Annotated in this window: 29 protein-coding genes; 21 read left to right on the forward strand and 8 right to left on the reverse strand. The window is 67.4% G+C overall.

The window, feature by feature from the left end:
* Positions 1-11: 11 nt before the first annotated feature.
* Positions 12-497 carry a DUF2834 domain-containing protein gene (locus BN973_RS01480; RefSeq protein ID WP_036465463.1) on the forward strand — a complete coding sequence of 162 codons (486 nt, stop codon included), beginning with the start codon at positions 12-14 and terminating at the stop codon, positions 495-497.
* Here BN973_RS01480 and serS read toward each other — a convergent pair.
* Complete coding sequence (gene serS, locus BN973_RS01485; RefSeq protein ID WP_036465465.1) at positions 494-1,747, reverse strand: serine--tRNA ligase; 1,254 nt, start codon at positions 1,745-1,747, stop codon at positions 494-496. The genes BN973_RS01480 and serS overlap by 4 nt on opposite strands.
* Before the next feature lie 110 nt (positions 1,748-1,857).
* Here serS and BN973_RS01490 point away from each other — a divergent pair, with 110 nt between their 5' ends.
* The 3 genes from BN973_RS01490 to BN973_RS01500 all read left to right on the forward strand — a co-directional run bounded on the left by BN973_RS01490 (position 1,858) and on the right by BN973_RS01500 (position 3,849).
* Complete coding sequence (locus BN973_RS01490) at positions 1,858-3,237, forward strand: septum formation family protein (protein ID WP_036465467.1); 1,380 nt, start codon at positions 1,858-1,860, stop codon at positions 3,235-3,237.
* Between the two features lie 5 nt (positions 3,238-3,242).
* On the forward strand, positions 3,243-3,593 hold the full coding sequence (locus BN973_RS01495) for a metallopeptidase family protein (protein WP_036465469.1): 351 nt from the start codon (positions 3,243-3,245) through the stop codon (positions 3,591-3,593).
* 64 nt (positions 3,594-3,657) lie between these two features.
* On the forward strand, positions 3,658-3,849 hold the full coding sequence (locus BN973_RS01500) for a hypothetical protein (RefSeq protein WP_036465470.1): 192 nt from the start codon (positions 3,658-3,660) through the stop codon (positions 3,847-3,849).
* Here BN973_RS01500 and BN973_RS01505 read toward each other — a convergent pair whose 3' ends face one another.
* Together BN973_RS01505 and pheA are read right to left on the reverse strand one after the other, a co-directional pair.
* Positions 3,850-4,536, reverse strand: coding sequence for a histidine phosphatase family protein (locus BN973_RS01505; RefSeq protein WP_036465472.1), 687 nt, complete (start codon positions 4,534-4,536; stop codon positions 3,850-3,852). It abuts the gene before it with no gap.
* A 3-nt stretch (positions 4,537-4,539) separates the two neighbouring features.
* A complete protein-coding gene (gene pheA, locus BN973_RS01510; RefSeq protein WP_036465474.1) occupies positions 4,540-5,505 on the reverse strand; it encodes a prephenate dehydratase in 966 nt (321 codons plus the stop codon).
* Positions 5,506-5,597: 92 nt separating this feature from the next.
* On the opposite strand from pheA, the gene BN973_RS01515 reads away from it, so the two are divergent.
* The 3 genes from BN973_RS01515 to BN973_RS01525 all read left to right on the forward strand — a co-directional run bounded on the left by BN973_RS01515 (position 5,598) and on the right by BN973_RS01525 (position 8,411).
* Positions 5,598-6,386, forward strand: coding sequence for a DUF2470 domain-containing protein (locus BN973_RS01515; RefSeq protein ID WP_036465475.1), 789 nt, complete (start codon positions 5,598-5,600; stop codon positions 6,384-6,386).
* Between the two features lie 51 nt (positions 6,387-6,437).
* Complete coding sequence (locus tag BN973_RS01520; protein ID WP_036465477.1) at positions 6,438-7,673, forward strand: LCP family protein; 1,236 nt, start codon at positions 6,438-6,440, stop codon at positions 7,671-7,673.
* A 180-nt stretch (positions 7,674-7,853) separates the two neighbouring features.
* Positions 7,854-8,411, forward strand: coding sequence for a ferritin (locus tag BN973_RS01525; protein ID WP_036465479.1), 558 nt, complete (start codon positions 7,854-7,856; stop codon positions 8,409-8,411).
* On the opposite strand, the gene BN973_RS01530 is transcribed toward BN973_RS01525, so the two are convergent.
* Both BN973_RS01530 and BN973_RS01535 read right to left on the reverse strand, forming a co-directional pair.
* Positions 8,408-9,232 (reverse strand): glycerophosphodiester phosphodiesterase, encoded by an 825-nt coding sequence (locus tag BN973_RS01530; RefSeq protein ID WP_036465481.1) that lies wholly within the window; start codon positions 9,230-9,232, stop codon positions 8,408-8,410. The genes BN973_RS01525 and BN973_RS01530 overlap by 4 nt on opposite strands.
* Before the next feature lie 4 nt (positions 9,233-9,236).
* Positions 9,237-10,283 (reverse strand): DUF4328 domain-containing protein, encoded by a 1,047-nt coding sequence (locus BN973_RS01535; protein WP_084163257.1) that lies wholly within the window; start codon positions 10,281-10,283, stop codon positions 9,237-9,239.
* A gap of 444 nt (positions 10,284-10,727) precedes the next feature.
* On the opposite strand from BN973_RS01535, the gene BN973_RS31325 reads away from it, so the two are divergent.
* From BN973_RS31325 to rraA, 10 genes are all read left to right on the forward strand, one after another.
* Positions 10,728-10,883 carry a hypothetical protein gene (locus tag BN973_RS31325; protein WP_169718189.1) on the forward strand — a complete coding sequence of 52 codons (156 nt, stop codon included), beginning with the start codon at positions 10,728-10,730 and terminating at the stop codon, positions 10,881-10,883.
* A gap of 164 nt (positions 10,884-11,047) precedes the next feature.
* On the forward strand, positions 11,048-11,671 hold the full coding sequence (locus tag BN973_RS01540) for a superoxide dismutase (RefSeq protein ID WP_036471911.1): 624 nt from the start codon (positions 11,048-11,050) through the stop codon (positions 11,669-11,671).
* 189 nt (positions 11,672-11,860) lie between these two features.
* Positions 11,861-12,394 (forward strand): hypothetical protein, encoded by a 534-nt coding sequence (locus tag BN973_RS01545; RefSeq protein ID WP_036465484.1) that lies wholly within the window; start codon positions 11,861-11,863, stop codon positions 12,392-12,394.
* 255 nt (positions 12,395-12,649) lie between these two features.
* Positions 12,650-13,342: a TMEM165/GDT1 family protein gene (locus BN973_RS01550; protein WP_036471912.1), complete on the forward strand. Its 693-nt coding sequence runs from the start codon at positions 12,650-12,652 to the stop codon at positions 13,340-13,342.
* Positions 13,343-13,797: 455 nt separating this feature from the next.
* A complete protein-coding gene (locus BN973_RS01555; protein WP_036471913.1) occupies positions 13,798-14,196 on the forward strand; it encodes a hypothetical protein in 399 nt (132 codons plus the stop codon).
* Positions 14,197-14,319: 123 nt separating this feature from the next.
* Positions 14,320-14,976: a DUF6474 family protein gene (locus BN973_RS01560; protein WP_036465486.1), complete on the forward strand. Its 657-nt coding sequence runs from the start codon at positions 14,320-14,322 to the stop codon at positions 14,974-14,976.
* Between the two features lie 15 nt (positions 14,977-14,991).
* Complete coding sequence (locus BN973_RS01565; RefSeq protein WP_036465487.1) at positions 14,992-15,657, forward strand: YcnI family protein; 666 nt, start codon at positions 14,992-14,994, stop codon at positions 15,655-15,657.
* Positions 15,654-16,166: a copper resistance CopC family protein gene (locus BN973_RS01570; RefSeq protein ID WP_036465488.1), complete on the forward strand. Its 513-nt coding sequence runs from the start codon at positions 15,654-15,656 to the stop codon at positions 16,164-16,166. The genes BN973_RS01565 and BN973_RS01570 overlap by 4 nt, the downstream gene beginning before the upstream one ends.
* 106 nt (positions 16,167-16,272) lie before the next feature.
* Positions 16,273-16,713, forward strand: coding sequence for an Rv3852 family protein (locus BN973_RS32270; RefSeq protein WP_036471914.1), 441 nt, complete (start codon positions 16,273-16,275; stop codon positions 16,711-16,713).
* A complete protein-coding gene (rraA, locus tag BN973_RS01580; RefSeq protein WP_036465489.1) occupies positions 16,713-17,186 on the forward strand; it encodes a ribonuclease E activity regulator RraA in 474 nt (157 codons plus the stop codon). Before BN973_RS32270 ends, rraA begins: the two co-directional genes overlap by 1 nt.
* Positions 17,187-17,189: 3 nt before the next feature.
* Here the strand turns inward: rraA and BN973_RS01585 are convergent, their stop codons facing one another.
* Positions 17,190-18,659, reverse strand: coding sequence for a flavin-containing monooxygenase (locus tag BN973_RS01585; protein ID WP_036465490.1), 1,470 nt, complete (start codon positions 18,657-18,659; stop codon positions 17,190-17,192).
* Positions 18,660-18,736: 77 nt separating this feature from the next.
* On the opposite strand from BN973_RS01585, the gene BN973_RS01590 reads away from it, so the two are divergent.
* From BN973_RS01590 to BN973_RS01600, 3 genes are all read left to right on the forward strand, one after another.
* Positions 18,737-19,378 carry a TetR/AcrR family transcriptional regulator gene (locus tag BN973_RS01590; RefSeq protein WP_036465491.1) on the forward strand — a complete coding sequence of 214 codons (642 nt, stop codon included), beginning with the start codon at positions 18,737-18,739 and terminating at the stop codon, positions 19,376-19,378.
* A 23-nt stretch (positions 19,379-19,401) separates the two neighbouring features.
* The gene (dinB, locus tag BN973_RS01595) at positions 19,402-20,601 is read left to right on the forward strand and encodes a DNA polymerase IV (protein ID WP_036465492.1); all 1,200 of its coding nucleotides are present in this window, start codon (positions 19,402-19,404) and stop codon (positions 20,599-20,601) included.
* Between the two features lie 76 nt (positions 20,602-20,677).
* Positions 20,678-21,436 carry a YoaK family protein gene (locus BN973_RS01600; RefSeq protein ID WP_051641065.1) on the forward strand — a complete coding sequence of 253 codons (759 nt, stop codon included), beginning with the start codon at positions 20,678-20,680 and terminating at the stop codon, positions 21,434-21,436.
* A 4-nt stretch (positions 21,437-21,440) separates the two neighbouring features.
* On the opposite strand, the gene BN973_RS01605 is transcribed toward BN973_RS01600, so the two are convergent.
* Both BN973_RS01605 and BN973_RS01610 read right to left on the reverse strand, forming a co-directional pair.
* Positions 21,441-22,448, reverse strand: coding sequence for a PHP domain-containing protein (locus tag BN973_RS01605; protein ID WP_036465493.1), 1,008 nt, complete (start codon positions 22,446-22,448; stop codon positions 21,441-21,443).
* A 22-nt stretch (positions 22,449-22,470) separates the two neighbouring features.
* A complete protein-coding gene (locus BN973_RS01610) occupies positions 22,471-22,902 on the reverse strand; it encodes a hypothetical protein (protein ID WP_036465494.1) in 432 nt (143 codons plus the stop codon).
* A gap of 51 nt (positions 22,903-22,953) precedes the next feature.
* Between BN973_RS01610 and BN973_RS01615 the strand changes: the two genes are divergently transcribed.
* On the forward strand, positions 22,954-23,808 hold the full coding sequence (locus tag BN973_RS01615; RefSeq protein WP_036465495.1) for an LLM class F420-dependent oxidoreductase: 855 nt from the start codon (positions 22,954-22,956) through the stop codon (positions 23,806-23,808).
* The last annotated feature ends 312 nt before the right edge of the window (positions 23,809-24,120 follow it).

Raw genomic sequence — 24,120 nt, forward strand, 5'->3', positions numbered from 1 at the left:
AGACTGCGCGGATGGTCTCCCTCATCACCCACGCGGTACTCGGACTGGCAGTCATCATCTGGATCGTCAGGTCCAACTCGAATGTCTTCGCCCGGCCCGCCGGCGGCCCCTTCTTCTCGGCGATGGAAATCGTCTACTACGTCGTCGGGATCGCCTCGGTCGCACTCGGCTGGTACTTCAACATCACCTACGTGGCGGAGTACTCACACGGATCCACCAACCCGCTGTGGGGCGAACACGGGAGCTGGGCCGAATACATCAAGCTGATGTTCACCAACCCCGCGGCCAGCTCGGCCAGCCAGGACTACACGATCGCGAATGTTGTTCTGCTGCCGATCTTTACCATCGTCGACGGTTACCGCCGCGGGTATCGGCGGCCCTGGCTGTATTTCGTGTCCAGCCTGTTCACCAGCTTCGCGTTCGCCTTCGCGTTCTACTTCGCGACGATGGAACGGCAACGCCGCCACGAACAAGAGCGCGCGACGGTCAACGCCTAAGGCTCGAGCACTTCGGTGCCGACGAACGGCACCAGCGCGGCGGGCACCCGTACGCTGCCGTCGGGCTGCTGGTGGTTCTCCAGGATCGCGACGAGCCAGCGGGTGGTGCCCAGCGTGCCGTTGAGCGTGGCCGCGGTCTGCGGCTTGCCGTTGTCGTCGCGGTAGCGGGTGGCCAGCCGGCGCGCCTGGAACGTGGTGCAGTTCGACGTCGACGTCAGCTCGCGGTAGGTCTGCTGGGTGGGAACCCATGCCTCGCAGTCGAATTTGCGGGCGGCCGACGAGCCGAGGTCGCCCGCGGCGACGTCGATCACCCGGTACGGCACCTCGATACGGGCCAGCATCTCGCGTTGCCAGCCCAGCAGTCGCTGGTGTTCGGCCTCGGCCTCGGCGGGCGTGCAGTAGACGAAGCCTTCGACCTTGTCGAACTGATGCACCCGGATGATGCCGCGGGTGTCCTTGCCGTAGCTGCCGGCCTCACGGCGGAAACACGACGACCAGCCCGCGTAGCGCAACGGGCCGCCGGACAGGTCCAGGATCTCGCCGGAGTGGTAGCCGGCCAGCGGCACCTCCGAGGTGCCGACCAGGTACAGATCGTCGGCCTCCACCCGGTAGATCTCCTCGGCGTGAGCGCCCAGGAACCCGGTGCCGGCCATCACCTCCGGGCGTACCAGCACCGGGGGGATCATCGGGATGAAGCCGTTCTCGACGGCCAACCGCAGCGCCAGCTGCAGCAGACCCAACTGCAACAGCGCGCCCTTTCCGGTCAGGAAGTAGAACCGCGATCCGGACACCTTGGCGCCGCGCTGCATGTCGATGAGGCCCAGCGACTCGCCGAGTTCGAGATGATCCTTCGCGTTGTCGATCGTCGGCGGCTCACCGACGATGTCGAGGACGGCGAAGTCGGCCTCGCCGCCGGCCGGAACCCCGTCGATGACGACGTTCGAGATCGCCATGTGCGCCGCGGTGAACGCCGTCTCCGCATCGGACTGGGCGGTTTCGGCCGCCTTCACCTGGTCGGCGAGCTCCTTCGCGCGCGCCAACAACGCCGGGCGCTCCTCGGGCGACGCCTTGCCGACGCTCTTGCTGGCCGACTTCTGATCGGCGCGCAGCGTGTCGGCGGTCGAGATCGCGGCCCGGCGGGCGGCGTCGGCCGCCAGCAGCGCGTCGACCAGCGCCGGATCCTCGCCGCGGCTGAGTTGGGAGCGGCGAACGGCGTCGGGGTCTTCGCGGAGCAGCTTGAGGTCGATCACGGCGGCAAGATTACTTTCGCTACGGCACCCGGCGCGCGCAGCATCGCCCGAGCTAACCCCAGGACTCACATCTGTAACGTTTGTCACGTTTGCTCGGGTGCCCTGTCAGAATGGACTCGATGTCGGACACGCTCGAGACGGAAGTCGCCGCACCCAGCCCGCCGGCCACCGAGGCGGAGCAGCCGGCGGCCGGCTTCGGATTGCCGCGCACCTTGCAGGCGACCGCGACCCGGCGGGCGCTGTTGCTCTTCGCGCTCGGCGGGCTGCTGATCGCCGGGCTGGTGACCGCCCTGCCGGTCGGCGGGCCGGGGCAGGGCCGCCTTGCCGGCTACCTGGACGGCAACCCCGTGCCCAGCACCGGAGCGAAGACCGACGCGGCGTTCAACCGCGCCAAAAGCGGTGATTGCCTGATGTGGCCGGACGTCACGCCGGAGTCCGCGAGCATCGTCAAGTGCTCCGACGACCACAAGTTCGAGGTCGCCGAGTCCATCGACATGCGGACCTTCCCCGGCTCCGAGTACGGTCCCAGCGCCGCCCCGCCGTCACCGGCTCGCATCCAGCAGATCAGCCAGGAGCAATGCGAGGCCGCGGTGCGCCGCTACCTCGGACCCAAGTACGACCCCAACAGCAAATTCAGCGTCAGCCTGCTGTGGGCGGGTGACCGGGCCTGGCGTCAGTCCGGCGAGCGCCGGATGTTGTGCGGGCTGCAGATGCCCGGCGCGAACAACGAGCAGGCCGCGTTCAAGGGCAAGGTCGCCGACGTCGACCAGTCCAAGGTCTGGCCGGCGGGCACCTGCCTGGGCATCGACTCGACCGCCAACCAGCCCGTCGACGCCCCGGTCGACTGCAAGGCCCCGCACGCCATGGAGGTCACCGGCACGGTCAACCTGGCCGAGAAATTCCCGGGCGCGCTGCCGGCCGAACCCGACCAGGACGGCTACATCAAGGACGCCTGCACCAAGATGACCGACGCCTTCCTCGCGCCGATCAAATTGCGCACCACCACGCTGACGCTGATCTACCCGACGGTGTCGCTGCCGAGCTGGTCGGCGGGTAGCCGCGAGGTCGCCTGCAGCATCGGCGCCACGCTGGGCAACGGGGGCTGGGCCACCCTGGTCAACAGCGCCAAGGGTCAGCTGCTGATCAACGGCCAGGCACCGGTGCCCCCGCCCGACATTCCCGAAGAGCGGCTGACGATGCCGCAGATGCCGCAGCTTCCGGTTCAAATACCGGCCAGCCCGCCGCAGCAGTCCAACACGCCGCCCGAGATGCCGCCGGGCAACCAGCACCTGCCCCAGCAGCAGCCGGTGGTGACGCCGCCGCGGGCCACCGCCACGCAGGCCCCGGCCAGCCAAGCGCCGCAAGACGTTCCGGCACCGCCGGCCGACGCCGGCGCACCCCCGGCGGGTAACCAGGCGCCGCCGCCGGCGCCGGACGCACCCCCACCGGGCGCACCGCCCCCGCCAGCCGAGCCGGCGCCGGCAGGTTAACCACGGTGGCCGTGCGGATGGATCCGCAGCGGTTCGACGAACTGGTCTCCGACGCCCTCGACCTGATCCCCGAGCAGCTGGCGGCCGCGATGGACAACGTCGTCATCCTCGTCGAAGACCGCAATCCCGAGGAGCCCGAACTGCTGGGCCTCTACGAAGGGGTGGCGTTGACCGAACGCGACTCCGACTACGGCGGAGCGCTGCCGGACGCCATCACGATCTATCGTGACGCGCTGCTGGATATCTGCGAGTCCGACGACGACGTCGTCGAGGAGGTGGCGATCACCGTGATCCACGAAATCGCCCACCATTTCGGCATCGACGACGACCGGCTCGACGAACTCGGCTGGGGTTAGAAAATCCGCCGATAGCCGGGCGCGGCGTCGCCGATTTGTCAGCCCCTGGTGCTAGGAACGGCCTATGAGCGCAGCATGCCGCGAATGCCGGGCAGGCCTAGAACACTGCCACGGCACCATCATTCGCCACTCGTTGCGCCGTTCGGAGTGCACCGAGCCGGACTGCGTCAGCCCCGAGCTGCTGGCGCACACGTTCGTCATCGATTGCGACGCCGTCGGCTGCACCTGCACGGAATTGATCGCGCTGGCGGTCTGATCAGCCCATCGGATCGGTGCCCGAGCGCACCGCGTCGGCGACGGGCGTCGCCTCGGGTTCGGGGTAGAACGGCGGCGTCAACGTTCCCCACCGCACGCAGCTCCACCGCCCGTCGGTGATCGGGGCCAACACCACCGATTCGGCATTGCCGAGATGGTTGTCCAGGGCGAAATTCGCGTCCACCCCGGCCAGTACCGCTGACACCAGCCGGATCGCCGCGCCGTGGCTGACGACGATGATGTCGCTGGTCCAGTCGTGGTTGTCGAGGTAGCGCATCCGCAAGTCGGTGAGCACCGGCACGTAGCGGTCCAGCACCTCGTTGGCGGTTTCACCGCCGGGCAACGGCACGTCGAGTTCGCCATGCTGCCACCGCTCGTAGATGGCATTGAACTCCGCGACCGCCTCGTCGTCGTTGCGGTTCTCCAGGGCGCCGACTTGCACCTCGTGTATCCCGGCGACTTCCCGCGGAGCCACGTCGAGCTGTTCGCCGATCACCTCGGCCGTCTGCGACGCCCGGTTGGCCACCGAGTGCGCGAGCAGCCCCGGCCGTCCGGCATCGAGGGCGAACGCCCGGGCCTGGTCGCGCCCCGTCGGCGTCAAATCCGTACCGGGGGGCCGGGTATCCAGCCGCCGCTCGACATTGCCGACGGACTGGCCGTGCCGAACCAGCACCAACCGACCGCTCATCGTCTAGATCCCCCCGCCGGATGCATCGGTCTGCTCGGGTTTGCCGTCCCGCAGCCGCGCGAGCCAGCGCGACGCCTCGTCTGGTGGCGGTGGCCCGATGCCCGTGGCCGAGCCCGTGGGCCAGGAGCCCAGATACCGCACATCCACACAACGTCGGTGCAGCGCCTTGAGTGCCTCGGCGACGGCATCGTCGTCGATGTGGCCGGCGCAGTCGGCGAAGAACTGGTAGGTGCCGAGTTCGGTTCGGGTCGGCCGGGATTCGATGCGGGTGAGGTCGATATCGCGGATGCCGAATTCGCCCAGCGCGGCGAGCAGCGCGCCCGGGGCGTTCTCGATCCGCAACACCACCGACGTGCGATCGGCTCCGGTGCGCACCGGCGGCGGTCCCGGCAGGCCCACCAGGACGAACCGGGTGCGCGCGTTGGCCTCGTCGACCACGCCTTCGGCCAGGGCCTCGAGCTTCCAGTGCGTGGCGGCCAGCGGTGAGGTCACCGCGCCGTCGGCCTCGCCCTTGGCCACCTGCCGGGCGGCGTCGGCATTGGAGTAGGCCGGCCGCAGCTCGGCGCCGGGCAGGTTGGCGGCCAGCCAGCGGCGCACCTGGGCGGCGGCCACGGGAAAGGCCGCCAGCGTCTTGACGTCCTCGGCGCTGAGCTTTTTCCCAAGGCCGGGTTTGACGACGATGCTGAACGCCACATCCAGCGTCGTCTCGGCGAAAATCTGCATCGGCGAGCCGTTCGCCAGGCTGTCCAAGGTCGGCACCACCGTGCCGTCGATCGAGTTCTCGATCGGCACGCACGCGTAGTCGGTTTCGCGATTGCGGACGGCCTCGAGCGCCGCGGGCGTGCTGTCGATCGGTGTCCGCTGGACCGGGCCCAGCTGTTGGTCGGGGATCAAGCCGGCGGCCAACATCTGCAACAGCGCCGCCTCGGTGAAGGTCCCTTCGGGACCGAGGTAAGTGATGCCGACCACGAGGACAACCCTAGTGGCCACAACCGAAAAGGGGCCTTGCTTCGACCCGCGATCTAAGTTAACTTAGGCTTACCTAAGGGACGAGGAGAACGATGTTACCGCTGACCAGCGCCGCGCCGACGACTGCCGAACGCATCCGCAGCGCCTGCGCCCGGGCCGGCGGTGCGCTGCTCGCGGTCGAGCGCGAGGACCCGGTACCCACGCCGGTGCACCACCTGCTCCAGGACGGATCCTTCGCCGTCGCCCTTCCCAGTGACAGCGCGACCGACGGCCGGGTCTGCGGATCCCAGGCGCTGCTCGAGCTGACCGATTACGCGCCGCTGCCGCTGCGGGAGCCGGTCCGCTCGCTGGTGTGGGTCCGCGGCGACCTGCGCCGGGTCCCGCCGTCCGACATCAACCCCACCCTCGACGTGATCGCCAGCGAGTGCCCGCATCCGGCACTGCTGCAGGTCGATACCCCGAAATGCATGCCGGCCACCCCGGGCGAGAACCGGTACACGCTGTTGCGGCTGGAGATCGCCTCCGTCGTGGTCACCGACGCCACCGGCGCCGAGCCCGTCAGTATCCAGGACCTGCTGGCGGCCCGCCCCGACCCGTTCTGCGAGATCGAGTCGAGCCTGCTGTGGCACCTCGACAACGCCCACGGCGACGTGGTCGCCCGCCTGGTATCCCGGCTGCCGGCGCCGATGCGGCGCGGACACGTCCGCCCGCTCGGGCTGGACCGCTACGGCGTGCGGTTCCGTGTCGAGGGCAGCGACGGCGACGACCACGACATCCGGCTGCCGTTCCACAAACCGGTGGACGACATGACCGGGTTGAGCCAGGCCATTCGCGTGCTGATGGGTTGCCCCTTCATCAACGGCCTGCGCGCCCGCCCGTAGCCTGGCGCGCCGCACGCTTGCCGCGACGAGCGGGGCACGTAAGTTAGCCGAGTGAACGGCGACCGATCCCCGCACCGTGGCCGGCCTCCGCGACCGGTTGCGCCGCGGGGTGCGCGCCCCGAGCCGCCGCCGGTGCTGCACCGCTACCCAGGTCCGTCGCCCACCGACGAGACCGTGCCGCTAGCCCGCGTCGCGCCGCCGGCCCCCGCCGCCGGCGCTTCGCCCGGGCACTCGGCGCCCCGGGAGAAGCCGAAATCTCGCGCGCGTCCCCGCGACCGGACGGCGCCCCCGTCCGACCTGCCCGGCGCGCACCGCAAGCGCAAAAAACGCCGCTGGGGCCGGGTCATCGCGTCGACCTTGCTGATCGGTGTGCTGCTGGCCGGCGCCGTCGTGGTGGGCGGCGGCTGGTGGTTGGACACGACACTGCATCGCAAGCCGGCGTTGACCGGCTACGCCGGCCGGCCCGCGTCCGGCCGCGGCACCAACTGGCTTCTCGTCGGCTCGGACAGTCGCGAAGGTCTGTCCGCCGAGCAGCAAGAGGACCTGGCCACCGGCGGCGATGTGGGTAGCACTCGCACCGACACGATGCTGCTGATTCATATCCCCGCGCCCGCGTCGAACACCCCGACGACGATGGTGTCGATACCGCGCGACTCGTTCGTGCCGATCCCCGGGCACGGCAAGGACAAAATCAACTCCGCGTTCGGGATCGGCGGGGCAGCCCTGCTGACCCAGACGGTGGAGCAGGCCACCGGACTGCGCCTGGACCACTACGCCGAGATCGGATTCAGCGGGTTCGCCGCTCTGGTGGACGCCCTCGGCGGCATCACGGTTTGCCCGACCGCACCGATCGGCGACCCACTGGCCGGCATCGACCTGCCCGCCGGCTGCCAGAAGCTGAACGGCCGCAGCGCGCTCGGATACGTCCGGACCCGCGACACCCCGCGCGCGGATCTCGACCGGATGGTCAACCAGCGGCAGTTCATCTCGGCGCTGCTGCAGCGCGCAGCCAGCCCCTCGGTGTGGCTCAACCCGTGGCGGTGGTACGCGGTACCGCACGCCGCGGCCGACGCGCTGACGGTCGACGACGGCGATCACGTGTGGGACCTGGCCCGGCTGGGCTGGGCACTGCACGGATCCACCACCACGCTGACCGTCCCGCTCGGCGACTTCACCAGCAACAGCGCCGGCTCGGTGGTGGTGTGGGACCACGAAGTGGCGGGCCAGCTGTTCGACGCGCTCGCCGCCGACGAACCGGTGCCCGCCGCCGCGCTCGACGGGCAATGATCATGATTTTGCGACACTAATGCGCAGCACAATTCGCCGAAATGCGCGCGGCGTAATCTAGCCTTTTTATACCTAGGTAAACCCGACCTGAACAAATGGCGCGAGCGGTGTCCCGAGCACCCTTCTTGAGCCGCTCCGGCACGCTTTGCAATGGGCTTCTACCTGCGCTAAGCTGCTGCCATGACCGAGACCGACGCCCCCAAGTCTAAGTTCCACTCATTACTCCAGGAACAGATTTCCCACGAATTCACGAGCTCTCAGCAATACGTTGCGATTGCCGTTTATTTCAGCGCCGCCGAACTGCCACAATTAGCGAAGCATTTTTACGGCCGCGCGCTCGAGGAACGCAATCACGCCATGATGCTGGTGCAGCATCTGCTGGACCGTGACGTGCCGGTCGAGATCACGGGCGTCGACGCGGTGCGCAATCAGTTCGACCAACCGCGCGACGCACTGGTGCTGGCCCTCGAGCAGGAACGAGTCGTCACCGACCAGATAACCCAGCTGGCACGGGTGGCCCGCGACGAGGGCGATTACCTCGGCGAACAGTTCATGCAGTGGTTCCTGCAGGAGCAGGTCGAAGAGGTAGCGGTGATGAAGACGCTGGTGACGGTCTCGGATCGGGCGGGAGCCAACCTGTTCGATCTGGAGAACTTCGTCGCCCGCGAGGTGGCTACCCAAGGCATCAGCGCCAGCGCCCCACCGGCCGCGGGCGGCTACCTCGTCTCGCCGGTCTAGCCCCTGTTGTCGAGGGTCCGCGCGTTTTCCAGCCAGGTCTTCGTGCGGCCGGGGTGATTGGTGGCGATCCAGGCCACCCCGACGTCCCGGCAGAAGTCGATGTCGTCGTACCCGTCGACGGTCCAGCAGTACACGGCCCGGCCCTGGGCGGCGGCGCGATCCACCAGCTGCGGATAGTCTTTCAGCGCGTCGAGCGAAGGCCCGACGGCGGTGGCCCCGACGGCAGTGGCCGCGCTGCTGGTCAAGTAGCGAGCATTCCGGCCCAGCAGCACCGTCGGCAGCAGCGGTGCTGCCCGCCGGATTCGCCAGACGGCCGCGGCCGAAAACGACATCACCACCGCGCGGGACCGGTCCGCGGAGGCCGGCGAGGCGATGCCGTAGCGGTGCAGTAACGCCAGCAGTTTGCTTTCCACCAGCGAGCCGTACCGGACCGGATGCTTGGTCTCGATGAAGATCTTCACCGGCCGGTTCCAGTCGAGCACCAGCGATACCAGCGCATCCAGCGTCAGCAGGCTGGTGTCACCGTGGGTACCGTCGGGCCGCCAGCTGTCGTGCCAAGCGCCGAATTCGAGCTCGCGCAGTTGAGCGAGGGTCATGGTGCTGACCAGCCCGGCACCGGTCGAGGTCCGGTCCAGCCGGCGGTCGTGCACACACACCAAATGTCCGTCGCGGGTCAGCCGCACATCGCATTCCACACCGTCGGCGCCCTCTTTGAGGGCCAGGTCATAGGCGGCCGGCGTGTGTTCGGGGCGAGCAGCCGAGGCGCCTCGGTGGGCAACGACAAACGGATGCCCGGCGACCACCTCGTCGGCCCACGTCATACCCCTATGCTGCCGGTTCCTCCCCCTTCAACTCAACCGGAGCAGCCGGCGACTCGCCGGACCGATCCGGGAGATCCGGGGTTACCACGACCCAGCGATGTGCGGGCCGGGCGACGGGTTTGCGTTCGAATCCCTCGAAAACCCGGGCGACGGCCGCCAGCGTCGCGGCCGCAAACAGGTACCCGAACACCATCAGCACGGTGTTGTTCGCGACGCCCTGCGGATCCTTGGCAAAGCTGGTGATCATGGCCCAGATCGACACCGCGTAGCTGAAGATCCAGGCGACCCACCACTGAAGGATCGGACGGCGGACCCGGCCGTAGTGATCTTCGAGAATGGCCAGCTCGATGACGTAGACCGGGGCCCAAAAGAGGTTGGCCAACGGGACGGCGCAGCCGGCCCACACCGCCCGGACAGAGCGATGATCGGACAGGCCGTAATGCGCGAACACCGCCGCCCGCCGGGCGATCAGCCACCGGATCAGGAACACGCCCGAGGTGATCAGCGCGATGAGCGCCGCCACACTGGCCAAATTTCCCAACCAGTCCGCGGCGGTCGCCACCACCGAGTTCAGCAGGGTCTTTCGGTTGTAGACCAACAGCACATACCGGGCGACGTACACCAGCGCCGCACCGCCGAGCGCCAACACGCTGATGAACAGCACCAGACGCACCATCGCGGCCGGCGGCCCGACCGGTGCCGCACCGACGGCGCCGGCCGACGTCTGCTCGACGCGGTCGACCAAACCCCAACGCGGAATCGCCGTGTAGCGGGGTGTGGGGCCGAGTGCCCGACGTCCCCGCCGCGCGGGAGGTGCGGCGCCCGGACGCACCGCGATCCACCGGAAGCCCGGCGGTAGACGCGGCGGGGTTCGTTGCGGCGCGACGGGCCGAGCGGGCACCGACGGGCCGGCGTGCGTACTCCAGCGGGGGTCGGCCACGGGCACGTCCGCCAGCGGCGCGAGCAGTGCGCCACGACAGCGGGGGCACCACTCGCGGCGACGTTCGCGCACGTTCCACCGCGTGCCGCACGCCGAGCACACCTGGATCACCGGACCAGCGTAGCCCCGGCGAGCAGTCCGCCGATCGGCAGCTGTTACGGAGGTCACAGCTACTTCATGACTATCCACAGTTTCCACAGGTTTATCCACATGGGCGGCGGGGTATAGAGGCAATCAATCAGCAACTTGCGGTTAACCCTGGCCCCAGCTGTGGATAAACACCGGGCTTTTTCGGCACGCCATCGACAGGCCAGCAGGTAGCCGAGCGAATGGACCGCCCCATTGCACACCGATCGGATCCGCGCTCCCAAAGCGCGCACTCGCCTGCCGCCCGGCCGGGGTGTCGTAGGCGCTAGCCGACGTGAATCCGCAGCTCAGGGCCCTGCTGCCCGGGATATTTCTCAACCTCATCACAAGGGGTTATGATCGCCATCACGAAAAATGTTGTGACTCACCTCACTCGCCCCGAGGTGAGCGACAGGTGAAAGGCGATTGATGGCAATGCATTCGTTCGGTCCGGGTACCCCGGCCGCGTCGAACTCGTATTCCGGATCGCCTGCCTGGAACCACAGTTACAGCATCGCCGCGTTGCGCGCCGGGCTGATCGCGTTGGCGTTGCTCGCGGTGCTCGCCCTCATCGTTTTGTCTTGATTCTTTCCTATTGAAACCCGGCCGCGCGGGTACTCCGGTTACCGGCCCATAGGGGTCGTCCTTGCGGCGCGTGCAGTCATGGAGCAGGGTTATTACGCTGAGCCTGTCGCGTGGCGGACTCCGTGCGAATGCGCGTTAAGACGATCATCGAGGAAAGGAATGCCGTGGCTGAATACACCCTGCCCGATTTGGACTGGGACTACGCAGCGCTGGAACCACACATCTCCGGTCAGATCAACGAGATCCACCACAGCAAGCACCATGCGACTTACGTCAAAGGCTTGAACGACGCGATTGCCAAACTCGAAGACGCTCGCGCCAACGACGACCACGCCGCGATCTTCCTGAACGAAAAGAACCTGGCGTTCCACTTGGGTGGTCACGTCAACCACTCGATCTGGTGGAAGAACCTGTCGCCGAACGGCGGAGACAAGCCGACCGGCGACTTGGCCGCCGCGATCGACGAGCAGTTCGGATCGTTCGACAAGTTCCGCGCTCAGTTCAGCGCGGCTGCCAACGGCCTGCAGGGCTCGGGCTGGGCGGTGCTCGGCTATGACACCCTCGGTGACCGGTTGCTGACCTTCCAGCTGTACGACCAGCAGGCCAACGTGCCGTTGGGCATCATCCCGCTGCTGCAGGTCGACATGTGGGAGCACGCCTTCTACCTGCAGTACAAGAACGTCAAGGCCGACTACGTCAAGGCGTTCTGGAATGTCGTCAACTGGGAAGACGTGCAGTCGCGCTACGCGGCCGCAACTTCGAAGACTCAGGGCCTGATTTTCGGCTGATTCAATCTGGTAAGGCCGGGGCGTCACGCGGATCGCGTGGCGCCCTTACCTTTCCCCGGTTTCCGCGCTCGCCGAAAGGCCAGCGGCAGTGGCCGTGTCGAGTTGCAACGGGTCTAAACCGCAGGCATTCTTAATTATTCGAGCTACCAGCGTGGTTATATCGGATGACGGCGTCGCGCGGAGGTCGAGATGGAAACTGGTTCAGGCCAGCCGATAGGGGTTGCCCCCTTCCATGCTCGGGGTGTCCTGAAAGGGTTCGTGATCTCTGGCCGTTGGCCTGACTCGACCAAAGAATGGGCACAACTGTTGATGGTCGCCGTGCGGGTCGCGTCGTTGCCCGGATTGCTTTCCACCACAACGGTATTCGGCGCCCGCGAAGAATTGCCCGACGAGCCCGCACCAGACACCGTCGGCCTGGTGCTGGCCGAGGGCACCGTGTTCGGTGAATCAGCAATCCAGCCAGGCTATTTCGCTGATCATCAACCGCCAGCATTGCTGATGCTGCATCCCCCTTCGGAGACCACGCCGTCGTTGCCGGAATGCACCGGAGCGGCGTCGGGCTGCGTCCTGCTGCCGGGGTTGCCGTATCTGGGATTGGAGCACCGGGCGGCCTGGGTCGAAGCCGAAGCCGACGGCACCATCACGTCGATGGTGAGCCGCGTCGGCGTCGACCCCATCAGCCATCCCGACACCGCGATTCTGGCCATGCTGCTTGCGGCATAAGGAAATTCGAACGATTTAGTTCGACCGCCGAATCCACAGATACGGGTGTCCGAACTTCGCTGCCTGCTGGCGTGCTCTCGATTTGCCCGCTAACCTGGGACCGTTAGCGAAGGGGAGTAGCCCCAAATCGTCGTGTCGACATACTGGCGAACAGCCCGGCCGGCGAACCGATCCCGGCAGATCGGTGGGCGAGACCTTCGACCGGTGTTCGACGACCACAGCGGTCGTCGACGACGCGTCGAAAGGTCACCCAAGATGCTTGCCGCCACACTGTTGAGTCTGGGCGTGGTCTTTCTCGCCGAACTCGGCGACCGGTCTCAACTCATCACGATGACCTACGCGTTGCGCTTCCGCTGGTGGGTGGTGCTGCCCGGGGTCACGATCGCCGCCTTCCTGGTGCACGGGGTTTCGGTGACGATCGGTCACCTCCTCGGCACCACGCTGCCGGCGCGCCCGATGGCCTTCGCCTCCGCGATCGCGTTCCTGATTTTCGCCGGGTGGGCCTGGCGCGAAGGCGTCGCCGACGAAGATGTGTCGAACGCGCCCCAACCCCGCTTCGTATTACTGACCGTGGTGTCGTCGTTCGCACTCGCCGAAATGAGTGACAAGACGACCTTGGCGACCGTGACGCTGGCCAGCGATCACGACTGGGCCGGCGTCTGGATCGGCAGCACCCTGGGCATGGTCTTGGCCGACGCGCTCGCGATCGGGGCCGGGATGCTGTTACACCGCCGCCTGCCCCAGCAGCTGCTGCACGTGTTGGCCAGCATGCTGTTCCTCGAGTTCGGCCTGTGGATGCTGTTCGACGGCGCGCTGGGCTGGCGATCGGTGGCCATCGCTACCACCGTGGCGGTGGCATTGGCCGCTGTTTCGGCGGCGACGGCGCAAACTCTGCGGCGACGCCGCACCGAAGCTTCTTTCGCCGGGAGGTCGCCGGAAACCGTCTAAGGTGCAGCGGCACCGAGCCGCGCCGGCCGACCTGGCCCGGCAGTCGCCCCCAGAGGTATCTCTGAGGGCCATTTGCTGCACCCTCCCCCTCTAAGCGAGATCGAAATCAGACCGGACAGCAAAGTAGCCTTTCGATAGGATTTTGCTACCAGTCCGTTGCGAGATATCCGCCCGACACCATCCGGCCGGGCCCTGCGCTACCGCTGGGCACAGCGCTGAAGCACCCGACTACCAGACTTGCTTTCTGCGGATAACCTGTGAGTTTTGTTCGCTTTATGGACACTGCCGTCATTTAGTTGGACGCTCGTGACGTGTGGATACAGCGAACCCCTGGGCCGCCACCAGCGAACCCACCCCCCTTTGCACCTGGTTGCGGACTCAAACTCTCGCTACCATGATCAGCAAATACACTTAGGTAATAGTTTCACTTCTACAGCCCAGTGGAGGTCATATCGATGAGCACGACGTTTTCCGCCCGCCTGAACCGCTTGTTCGACACGGTGTATCCACCCGGGCGCGGGCCGCACACCTCTGCGGAGGTGATCGCGGCACTCAAGGCGGAGGGCATCACGATGTCGGCTCCTTACCTGTCGCAGCTACGCTCCGGCAATCGCACGAACCCGTCGTCGGCCACCATGGCCGCGCTGGCCAACTTCTTCCGCATCAAGTCGGCCTACTTCACCGACGACGAGTACTACGAAAAGCTCGACAAGGAGCTGGTGTGGATGTCCACGATGCGCGATGACGGGGTACGCCGCATCGCCCTGCGCGCCGCCGGGCTGTCCCCGCAGGCGCAGCAGGACATCGTGGAGCGCGTCGACGAACTGCGCCGCGCCGAACACCTCGACGCCTAGCCCGATCGCCCGAGCGAGGCCCGCCCTGTTGGGCTGCCGCCGGCCTGTTCCGATTAGGGTTGGCCGCACGGATCGCGTACACGCGACAGCGATAGTCCACGAGACACCGGGAGGCGGCCGGGAATGGGCCTGTTTCGCAAGCGAAAGACTCGCGCCACACGCCGTGCCGAAGCCCGGGCGATCAAGGCCCGGGCCAAGCTGGAAGCCAAGCTCGCCGCCAAGAACCAGGCGCGCAGGTTCAAGGCCGATCGACGGGCGGCCGACAAGGTCGTCAAGGCGCAGATCAAGTCGCAGCGCGACAGTGACCGCGCGGCGTTGAAAGTCGCCGAGGCCGAACTCAAAGCCGCGCGCGAAGGCAAAGTGTTGTCGCCGACGCGAATCCGGCGGGTGCTCACGGTGTCGCGACTGTTGGCACCAATCCTGACGCCGGTGATCTATCGGGCGGCGATGGCCGTCCGCGCGCTGATCGACCAGCGTCGGGCGGATCAACTCGGGATACCGCTGGCGCAGATCGGCCAGTTCTCCGGGCATGGCGCGCAGCTGTCGGCGCGGATCGCCGGCTCGGAGAAGTCGTTGCACATGGTGCAGGACAAGAAGCCCAAGGACGCCGAGACCAAGCAGTTTGTGGCCGCCATCTCCGAGCGGCTCACCGATTTGTCGGCCGCGGTGACCGCTGCGGAGAACATGCCGGCCGCGCGCCGGCGCGCGGCACACTCGGCGATCTCGACGCAACTCGACGGCATCGAGGCAGATCTGATGGCTCGGCTCGGATTGACCTGAAAGTAGTGTTCTGACATGCCATTCCGCGACAGATGGATTTCGCGTGCCATGATCGTCGGCTCCGCGGCCGCCGCGCTCTATGCCGGCGCCGGCAGTGCCACGGCGTCCGCGCACGTCCACGCCAGCAGCGACAACGCGGCCCGCGGAGCGATGGCGATCGTCACCTTCCAGGTGCCCAACGAATCCGACAAGGGCGCCGCGACCACGGCACTGACCGTCACGCTTCCCAATGTCGCATCCGCGCGCACCGAAACCATGCCAGGGTGGACGGCCAAGTTGGACCGCGACGCGGCATCGGGCACCGTGGGATCGGTGACCTGGACGGCCGCCCCGGGCGGCGGGATCGGCGTCGACCAGTTCGCGCTGTTCCGTATCTCGGTGAAGCTGCCCGACACCGATACCGTCAGCTTCCCGGCCACCCAGATCTACGCGGACGGGACGGTCGTCAAGTGGGATCAGCAACCCCTGCCGGGCGGTGGTGAGCCCGAGCATCCGGCGCCCATGCTGACCCTCGGCCCCGCGTCGGCCGGCCCGCATGAGCACCACCACTCGGGCATGCCCACCGACCACGGCGGCGCGGCGACGTCAGGGGACAATATCGCGCGCGTGCTCGGCGGGGCCGCCCTGGTGGTCGCCGCACTCGGCATAGCCCTGGTGCTGGTGCGCCGCCCCAGGACATGAAGCGGCTGGTCGTCGTAGCCTGGGCGGGCCTGCTGCTGGCCGCCACACTGTCCATCGCCACGCTGACGGCGCAGGTCGCGGCGGCCCATGCCGCCCGGTTGTCGGCCGAGCCCGCCGATGGTGCGGCTCTCACGACCGGCCCGGATCGGGTCAGTGCGACCTTCAACGAACGATTGCAGACCACCTTCGCGGCCATGACCGTCGTCGGACCGGACGGCAACGTCTGGTCCACCGGGGACACCACGGTGCAGGGCGCGATCGTCGGCGTCGCGGTGCGCCCGCTCGGACCGGTGGGCAGCTACACGGTGAACTACCGGGTGACGTCCGCCGACGGCCACGTGGTGTCCGGGTCCTGGACGTTTCGGCTGACGGTGGCCGGTACCGGCACGCCGGGGCCCGCCGCCGTTACCAGCGACTCGGGCCACGACCTGCCCGTCTGGCCGTTTGTCGCGGCTGCCGCCGCGATCGTCGGCGCGGCCGTGTTGTGGACCGTGCGCCGCAAGCCCTGACTGCCCTGGTCGGCGAAGCGCGATCGCCCGGGCTGGCATGATGGTGTCCGAGTAACTTTTGGTGGCGCTAGCAATGGCCGAGAGCAAGCTGCGAAGGAGCGGCCGCATGGCAGACCCTCAAGATCAACCCGACCGCGAGGCCAACGGCGCGGCGACGCCGCCGGAGAAGACGCCCCCCGCCAAGGCCGCCAAAAAAGCACCCGCCAAGAAAGCACCCGCCAAGAAAGCACCGGCCAAGAAGGCACCCGCGAAGAAGGCCGTCGCCAAAAAAGCTCCGGCCAAGAAGGCACCCGCGAAGAAGGCGCCGGCCAGCAGCCCCGCGCCCACGCCACCCAACCCGAAACCGCCGCAGCCGCCCAATGGCGAAATCGCCGCTGCCGCCAAAGATGCCGCGGCACAGGCGAAGTCCACCGTGGATGGGGCCAACAACCCGGTCTCCGCAAACATTCCGCAGACGGTGCCCGGCCAGTCCATTTTGCCAGTGGTGGTCGCCGTCGCGCTGAGCCTGCTCGCGATCCTGCTCATCCGTCAGCTGCGGCGCCGCTGATGAGCGTGTCGTTTGAGGCGACGGCCGACCTGGTCGATCGAATCGGGCCCGACGTCCGCAGCTGTGACCTCCAGTTCCGCCAGTTCGGCGGCCGTTCCGAATTCGCCGGGCCGATCAGCACCGTGCGCTGCTTCCAGGACAACGCCCTGCTGAAATCCGTTCTGTCACAACCGGGTGAGGGCGGGGTGCTGGTGATCGACGGCGCCGGTTCGCTGCACACCGCACTGGTCGGGGACCTCATCGCCGAACTCGGCCGCTCCAACGGCTGGGCGGGATTGATCATCAACGGCGCAGTGCGCGACGCCGCCGCGCTGCGCGGCATCGACATCGGCATCAAGGCGCTGGGCACCAACCCCCGCAAGAGCGGCAAGAGCGGCGTCGGCGAGCGCGACGTCGAGGTCAGCCTCGGTGGGGTGACGTTCGTGCCCGGCGAGATCGCCTACAGCGACGACGACGGCATCGTCGTGGTCTAGTCGCTAAACCGCGACTGGCACACGCTTTTTCGTGAATCGCAGGCCCTCGTCGTTGACCTTGCCGCGACGGATCATGCGCATGTCGAACAGATAGTTCTGCTTGAGGCGCCACGGCGCGCGCGATCCCGACTTGGGCAGCAGGTGCACCGACCGCTGGAAGTAACCCGGGCTGAAGTCCATGAACGGCAGTTCCTTGACGTCCTCGCCGGGCTGCTGCGGCTCGACGTTGTCAAAGCCATTGGCGTCCATGTAGTTCAGCAGGCGGCACACGAATTCGGAGACCAGGTCGGCCTTCAGCGTCCAGGAAGCATTGGTGTAGCCGAAGGTGATGGCGAAGTTCGGCACGCCGGAGAACATCAGGCCCTTGTAGGTCATCAACGACGTGAGGTCGAAGGTCTGGCCGTTGCGGGTGGGCTGCACGCCGCCCAGCAACTGCATGTTCAAACCCGTTGCGGTGACGATGATGTCGGCCCGCAGCTCCTCGCCGGAGCTCAGCTTGATCCCGGTCTTGGTGAACCGGTCGATGGTGTCGGTGACCACGTCGGCCTTGCCGTGCCGGATGGCCCGGAAGAAGTCCCCGTCGGGGGCCAGGCACAGCCGCTGGTCCCACACGTTGTAGCTCGGCCCGAAGTGCTTCTCGACGTCGTAGCCCTTCGGCAGGCGGCGCTGCGCCATCGTCATCAGCAGGTTGCGCATGTAGGCGGGGCGCTTACGGGCCAGCTGGTACTGAAAGGTGCTGAAGATGATGGCTTTCCAGCGATTCGCCAAGTGCGCCAGGCGGTCCGGCAGCAGTCGGTTGGCTCGCACCGCAAACGGGTCGACACCGGGCAGTGAGCCGATGTAGGTCGGCGAGCGCTGCAGCATCGTCACGTGGCCGGAGCCGGAATTCACCAGGGCGGGGATCAGCGTGATCGCGGTCGCACCCGACCCGATCACGACGATCTTCTTGCCCGCATAGTCGAGGTCCTCCGGCCAGTGCTGCGGATGGACGATGGTGCCCCCGAAGTCCTCGGAACCGGGGAAGGTCGGCGAATAGCCCTCGTCGTAGTTGTAGTAACCGGTGCAGGCCAACAAGAACGAGCAGGTGATCTCGCGCTGTTGACCGTCGCTCTCGACGGTCAGGGTCCAGTGGTTGTCGGCGTCGGACCAATCGGCGGCCACGACGCGCTGGCGGTAGCGGATGTGCTGCTCGATGCCATTCTCGACCGCGGCTTCCTTGATATAGGCCTTGATGTCGGCACCGTCGGCGATCGACTTCGCCGAGCGCCAGGGCTTGAACCGGAACCCGAGGGTGAACATGTCCGAGTCGGACCGGATGCCCGGGTATTTGAACAGGTCCCAGGTGCCGCCGAGGTCGTCGCGACGCTCCAGGATGGCGTAACTCTTGGTCGGGCAGCGGTCCTGCAGATGCCAGGCCGCGCTGACGCCGGAGATGCCGGCGCCCACGATGATGACGTCCAGGTGCTCAGTCATGAGGCCCAGGCTATCAACGCGGTGTCGAGGTAGTCAACGCACTGTCGAAATCATCGACCGTGTGTAAAGTAGCGGGCGTGACAACTGCCGGCCAGACTCGCGCCCTGCGCGGCCGTCGTGCCCTGCGTCCGTCGGGCGACGACCGTGAGCAGGCGATCCTCGCGACCGCCGAGCGGCTGCTCGAAGAGCGTTCACTCGCCGACATCTCGGTCGATGACCTGGCCAAAGGCGCCGGCATCTCGCGTCCGACCTTCTACTTCTATTTCAAGTCCAAAGAGGCGGTGCTGCTGTCGCTGCTCGAGCCGGTGATCGCGCGCGCCGACTCCGAATTCGACGGCGCGGTGCAGCGGCTTCCAACGGACCCGCGCCGGGTGTGGCGCAACGGCATCAAGGCGTTCTTCACCGCGTTCAGCACGCACCGCTCGGTGGCCCGCACCGCCACCGAGGCCCTGGCCACCAGCGCGGAGCTGCGCACGGTGTGGTCGGGATTCATGCAGAAATGGATCGACCAAACGGCCGCGATGATCACCGCCGAACGGGAACGTGGCGCCGCGCCGCACACCATCCCTGCCGCTGACCTGGCGACGTCACTGAACCAGATGAACGAGCGCACGATGATGGCCGCGCTGTCCGCCGAGACCCCGGCGGTGGAGGCCGAGCGGGTGGTCGACACCCTCACGCACGTCTGGCTCAGCAGCATCTACGGCGAATCGGGCTAGCTGTCACACCCGCGTGCGAACATCTGTTCGTGCGGTGTGATGCGTCCATCCTGCACGCGGACCTGGATTCGTTCTACGCGTCCGTGGAACAGCGCGACGATCCGACGCTGCGGGGTCGCCCGGTGATCGTGGGCGGCGGCGTCGTGCTGGCCGCCAGCTACGAGGCCAAGGCCTATGGCGTGCGCACGGCGATGGGCGGCCGCCAGGCCCGCCGCCTGTGCCCCGACGCCGTCGTGGTGCCGCCGCGGATGTCGGCCTATTCGCGGGCCAGCGACGCGGTCTTCGAGGTGTTCCGGGACGCCACTCCGATCGTGGAGCCGCTGTCGGTGGACGAGGCGTTCCTCGACGTGGGCGGCCTGCGCCGGGTGTCGGGCCCGCCGGTCCAGATCGCGGCACAACTGCGAGTCGACGTGCGCGACCGGGTCGGCCTGCCGATCACCGTCGGCGTCGCCCGCACCAAGTTCTTGGCCAAGGTCGCGAGCCAAGAGGCCAAGCCGGACGGGCTGTTGCTGGTGGCGCCCGATCAGGAGCTGGCGTTTCTGCGGCCGCTCCCGGTGCGGCGGTTGTGGGGCGTGGGCGCGGTGACCGCCGACAAGCTGCACGGCTACGGCATCACGACGGTGGCCGAGGTCGCCGAGCTCAGCGAGTCGACATTGGCCTCGCTGCTGGGCGTCGCCATGGGCCGTCAACTGTATGCGCTGTCGCGCAACATCGACCGGCGCCGGGTCGACACCGGCGTGCGCCGGCGCTCCGTGGGTGCCCAGCGGGCGTTGGGCCGGGCCGGAAATCGCATGTCCGCCAACGAGATCGACGCGGTGGTGGTCAACCTGATCGACCGCATCACCGCCCGGATGCGCGCCGCCGGACGCACGGGCCGCACCGTGGTACTGCGGCTGCGGTTCGACGACTTCACCCGGGCGACCCGGTCCCGCACCTTGCCGTGGGCGACGTCGTCGACGCAGCCCATCCTGGCCGCCGCCCGGCAACTGGTCGCCTCGGCCGCACCCGCGATCGCCCAACGCGGGTTGACGTTGCTCGGTTTCGCGGTGTCGGGCATCGATCGCAGCGGAGCCCAGCAGCTGATGCTGCCGTTTGATTCCGAATCGCATGCGGTCGACGCCGCGGTCGACCAGGTGCGCCGGCGCTTCGGCAAATCCGCGCTCACCCGCGGGGTGTTGATCGGGCGCGATTCGGGTATAGAGATGCCACATCTCCCCGACTGACGACTTCCTATTGCCCACCAATTGCCGCCCAGCCCATGCCATTTCGACCAACCCGGGAAGTGAGTAACCGAACACGATGCCGCCGCCGGACACATCCCGCGGAAGCGGCCTGCCCCGCGAGGGTCTTCTGCTCGGCTACAGCGCGGTACTCGCGTTGTCCGCAGGCTTCGTCAACGCGGTAGCCCTGCTGATTCTGGCGTTGCCGGTCGGCAACCTCACCGCGATCACCACCCAGCTGGGCATGAACACGGCCAATCCGTGGCTGTACGAAGGCCATGTGCTGGCCGCGATCTTGTTGGGCTTCCTGGCCGGCGCGACGATGGCCGGAGCGGTGCTGGCACCCACCGACGCCCATGCGGGCCCGCGCCATGCCGTCGTGCTGATCACCGAGGCGGCGCTGCTCGTGCTTGCCGCCGTCGGCGTGGAAGAGTCCTACGTCAAGGCCCAGATCGAAGCGCTCGGGGTCGAGCTGACCGCGGTCCAGGCGATGTTCGCGGCGGCCGCCCTCGGTCTGCAAAACGCGATGTCCTCGAGCTTTCGCGGGATGTCGATCCGCACGACTCACTTCACCGGGACCGTCACCGACCTCGGCCTGATGCTGGGCCGCAGCCGGCAAGACGGGATCCAGAAGTGGAAGGCCGCGATCCTGGTGACCACGCTGTTGTTGTTTCTCGGTGGAGGCATCGCCGGGATCGTGTTCGGTGTTCACCTGGGCGGATATTCGCTGCTGCTGCCGGCGGCTATCTGCGCGATCGTGGCCGGAGCCAACGTGTTGCACGGCCGCGCCACCAGCGACGAACCGGTTGCCGCGGCGGCCGAAGCGGCACGCGCGTAAGCGCTCAGTTGGATCCCGTCCACGCCAGCAGCTTGTCGACCGGCCAGGTGTTGACGATCCGGTCGACCGGAACGCCGGCGTCCAGCGCGCGCTGAGCACCGTACCCCAGGAAGTCCAACTGGCCGGGGGCGTGGGCGTCGGTGTCGATGCTGAACACGCAGCCGATTTCCAACGCCAGGTTCAGCAGCCGGGTCGGCGGGTCGCGGCGTTCGGGACGGGAGTTGATCTCCACCGCGGTGCCGTGGTCCCGACAGGCGGTGAAGACCGTCTCGGCGTCGAACTTCGATTCCGGCCGGATGCCGCGGTTGCCGGCAACCAGCCGGCCGGTGCAATGGCCCAGGACATCGGCGTGCCCGTCGGACACCGCCCGGACCATCCGGCGGGTCATCGCCGCCGCGTCCATCGACAGTTTGGAGTGCACGCTGGCCACGACGACGTCGAGGCGTTCCAGCAGCTCGGGCTCCTGGTCCAGGCTGCCGTCCTCGAGGATGTCCACCTCGATGCCGGTGAGGATGCGCATCGGCGCGAACTGGTCCCGCAGCCCCTCGATCACGTCGAGCTGCTTGCGCAGCCGCTCCGGTGAGAGCCCGTTGGCAATCGTCAGACGCGGCGAGTGATCGGTCAACGCGCAGTACTCGTGACCCAGTGCCGCCGCGGTGGCCATCATCTCCTCGATCGGGGCCGACCCGTCCGACCAGTTCGAATGCAGATGCAGATCGCCGCGTAACGCACTGCGCACCTCGCCGCCACCGAGATCGGTTGCCTCAGAACGTAATTCGACCAGCGCATCGGGCTCCTGGCCGGCCCAGGCCTGGGCGATGACCTTGGCGGTCTTGGGTCCGATGCCCGGCAACGTCTGCCAACTGTTGGCCTGCCCATGGCGCTCGCGCTCGGCCTCGTCCAGAAGTTCGACGATGTCGGCGGCGTTGCGATACGCCATGACACGCTTGGGGTCCTGGCGGCTGCGGTCCTTGTAGTAGGCGATCTGCCGAAGAGCGGCTACCGGGTCCATGGCTCCAGTGTGCCCCGGCCGCTCAGCACAGCTGCCCGGCGATGAACCCGGCGAACACCACCCCGAAGCCGCCGATCTCACCGATGATCAGCATGGCCATCAGCACCCCGGTCCCCCGCACCGGGTTCTCGAATTGGTTGACGGTGTCGCGCCGCGCACCGTGTTCGATGTAGGCCGCGATCGCCGCGACGAAGAAGAACACGACGACCAGGGCCGCCGTCAGGTTGACCCACGTGGGCCAGGCGCTGAGTTCGACGAAGACCGCGAGCAGCATCGTCGCGAACGAGTAGAGCAACGCCGCCCGGTGGGCGATGTCGACGTAGGGATGCGCCCGATGGTCCTCGGACGTCATGATCTGCCGGTACTTCCAGACGCCGAGAACCAGTGCGAGCAAGAAGATCAGGCCGGCGCAGAGCAGCGTGATCCTGGTGTCGAGCCCGAGCGCGGTAGTCATCGTCCGCACGAGTTTAGTTGCGCTTCATAAATTTCGACTAGCGTTGATCTCATGCGATTCGCGTTCAAAACCTCACCGCAAAACACCACCTGGGCCGGCATGCTTGCCGTCTGGCAGGCCGCCGATGATATCGACGTGTTCGAGTCCGGGTGGACATTCGACCACTTCTACCCGATCTTTTCCGACAGCACCGGGCCGTGCCTGGAGGGCTGGACCACGCTGACCGCGCTGGCGCAGGCGACCAAACGGCTGCGGCTGGGCACGCTGGTGACCGGCATCCACTACCGCCACCCCGCGGTCCTGGCGAATATGGCGGCAGCCCTCGACGTCATCTCCAACGGGCGGCTCGAACTCGGCATCGGAGCCGGCTGGAACGAGGAGGAGTCCGGCGCCTACGGCATCGAGCTGGGCAGCATCCGGGAGCGGTTCGACCGGTTCGAGGAAGCGTGCCAGGTGCTGATCAGCCTGCTCAGCCAGCAGACCACCAACTTCGACGGCAAGTACTACCAGCTCAAAGACGCCCGCAACGAACCCAAGGGACCGCAACAACCGCACCCGCCCATCTGCATCGGCGGCAGCGGGGAGAAGCGCACGCTGCCGCTCACCGCGCGCTACGCCCAGCACTGGAACTTCGCCGGCGGGACGCCCGAAGAGTTCGCCCGCAAGCGCGACGTGCTCGCGGCGTGCTGCGCGGACATCGGACGCGACCCGAAGGAGATCACCCTGTCGGCCCACGTTCGCCTCGGCGATGACCTCGACTACGCACAGGTGATCGACACCGCGGCAGGCCTCGGCGCCGAGGGACTCGACCTGGGAATCGTGTACCTGCCCCCGCCGCACGACCCGGCCGTGCTGGAGCCGTTGGCCGAGGCGATCCGGGATTCGGGGCTGTTGTCGGGGAAATGACGGCTCCGTAACGCCGAGCAAACTCGTCGTGGAACCGTAGCTGAAGCAATTAGGTTGTCAGACCCCGAAAAGCACTAGCTCCTCGGCGGTCACCAGACGCTCCTGCTTAGCGGGAAATTCACGGCTTTTCACCGGGTGGCGAAACCATGACCAGGCCATTCGCCCCACCCGCGAACGAGGTACTGGGTTCACATGCACAGTGACCACTCCTGCGATCGATCTGCTCCATCGTGCCTCCGCTGTGACGAAGCGCACAAGTCATAATTAGACGCCCAGCGTCTGGCAAACTGTGGGAGACTCGCCGAACGAATA

Source organism: Mycobacterium triplex (genome assembly GCF_000689255.1).
Classification (GTDB): domain Bacteria; phylum Actinomycetota; class Actinomycetes; order Mycobacteriales; family Mycobacteriaceae; genus Mycobacterium; species Mycobacterium triplex.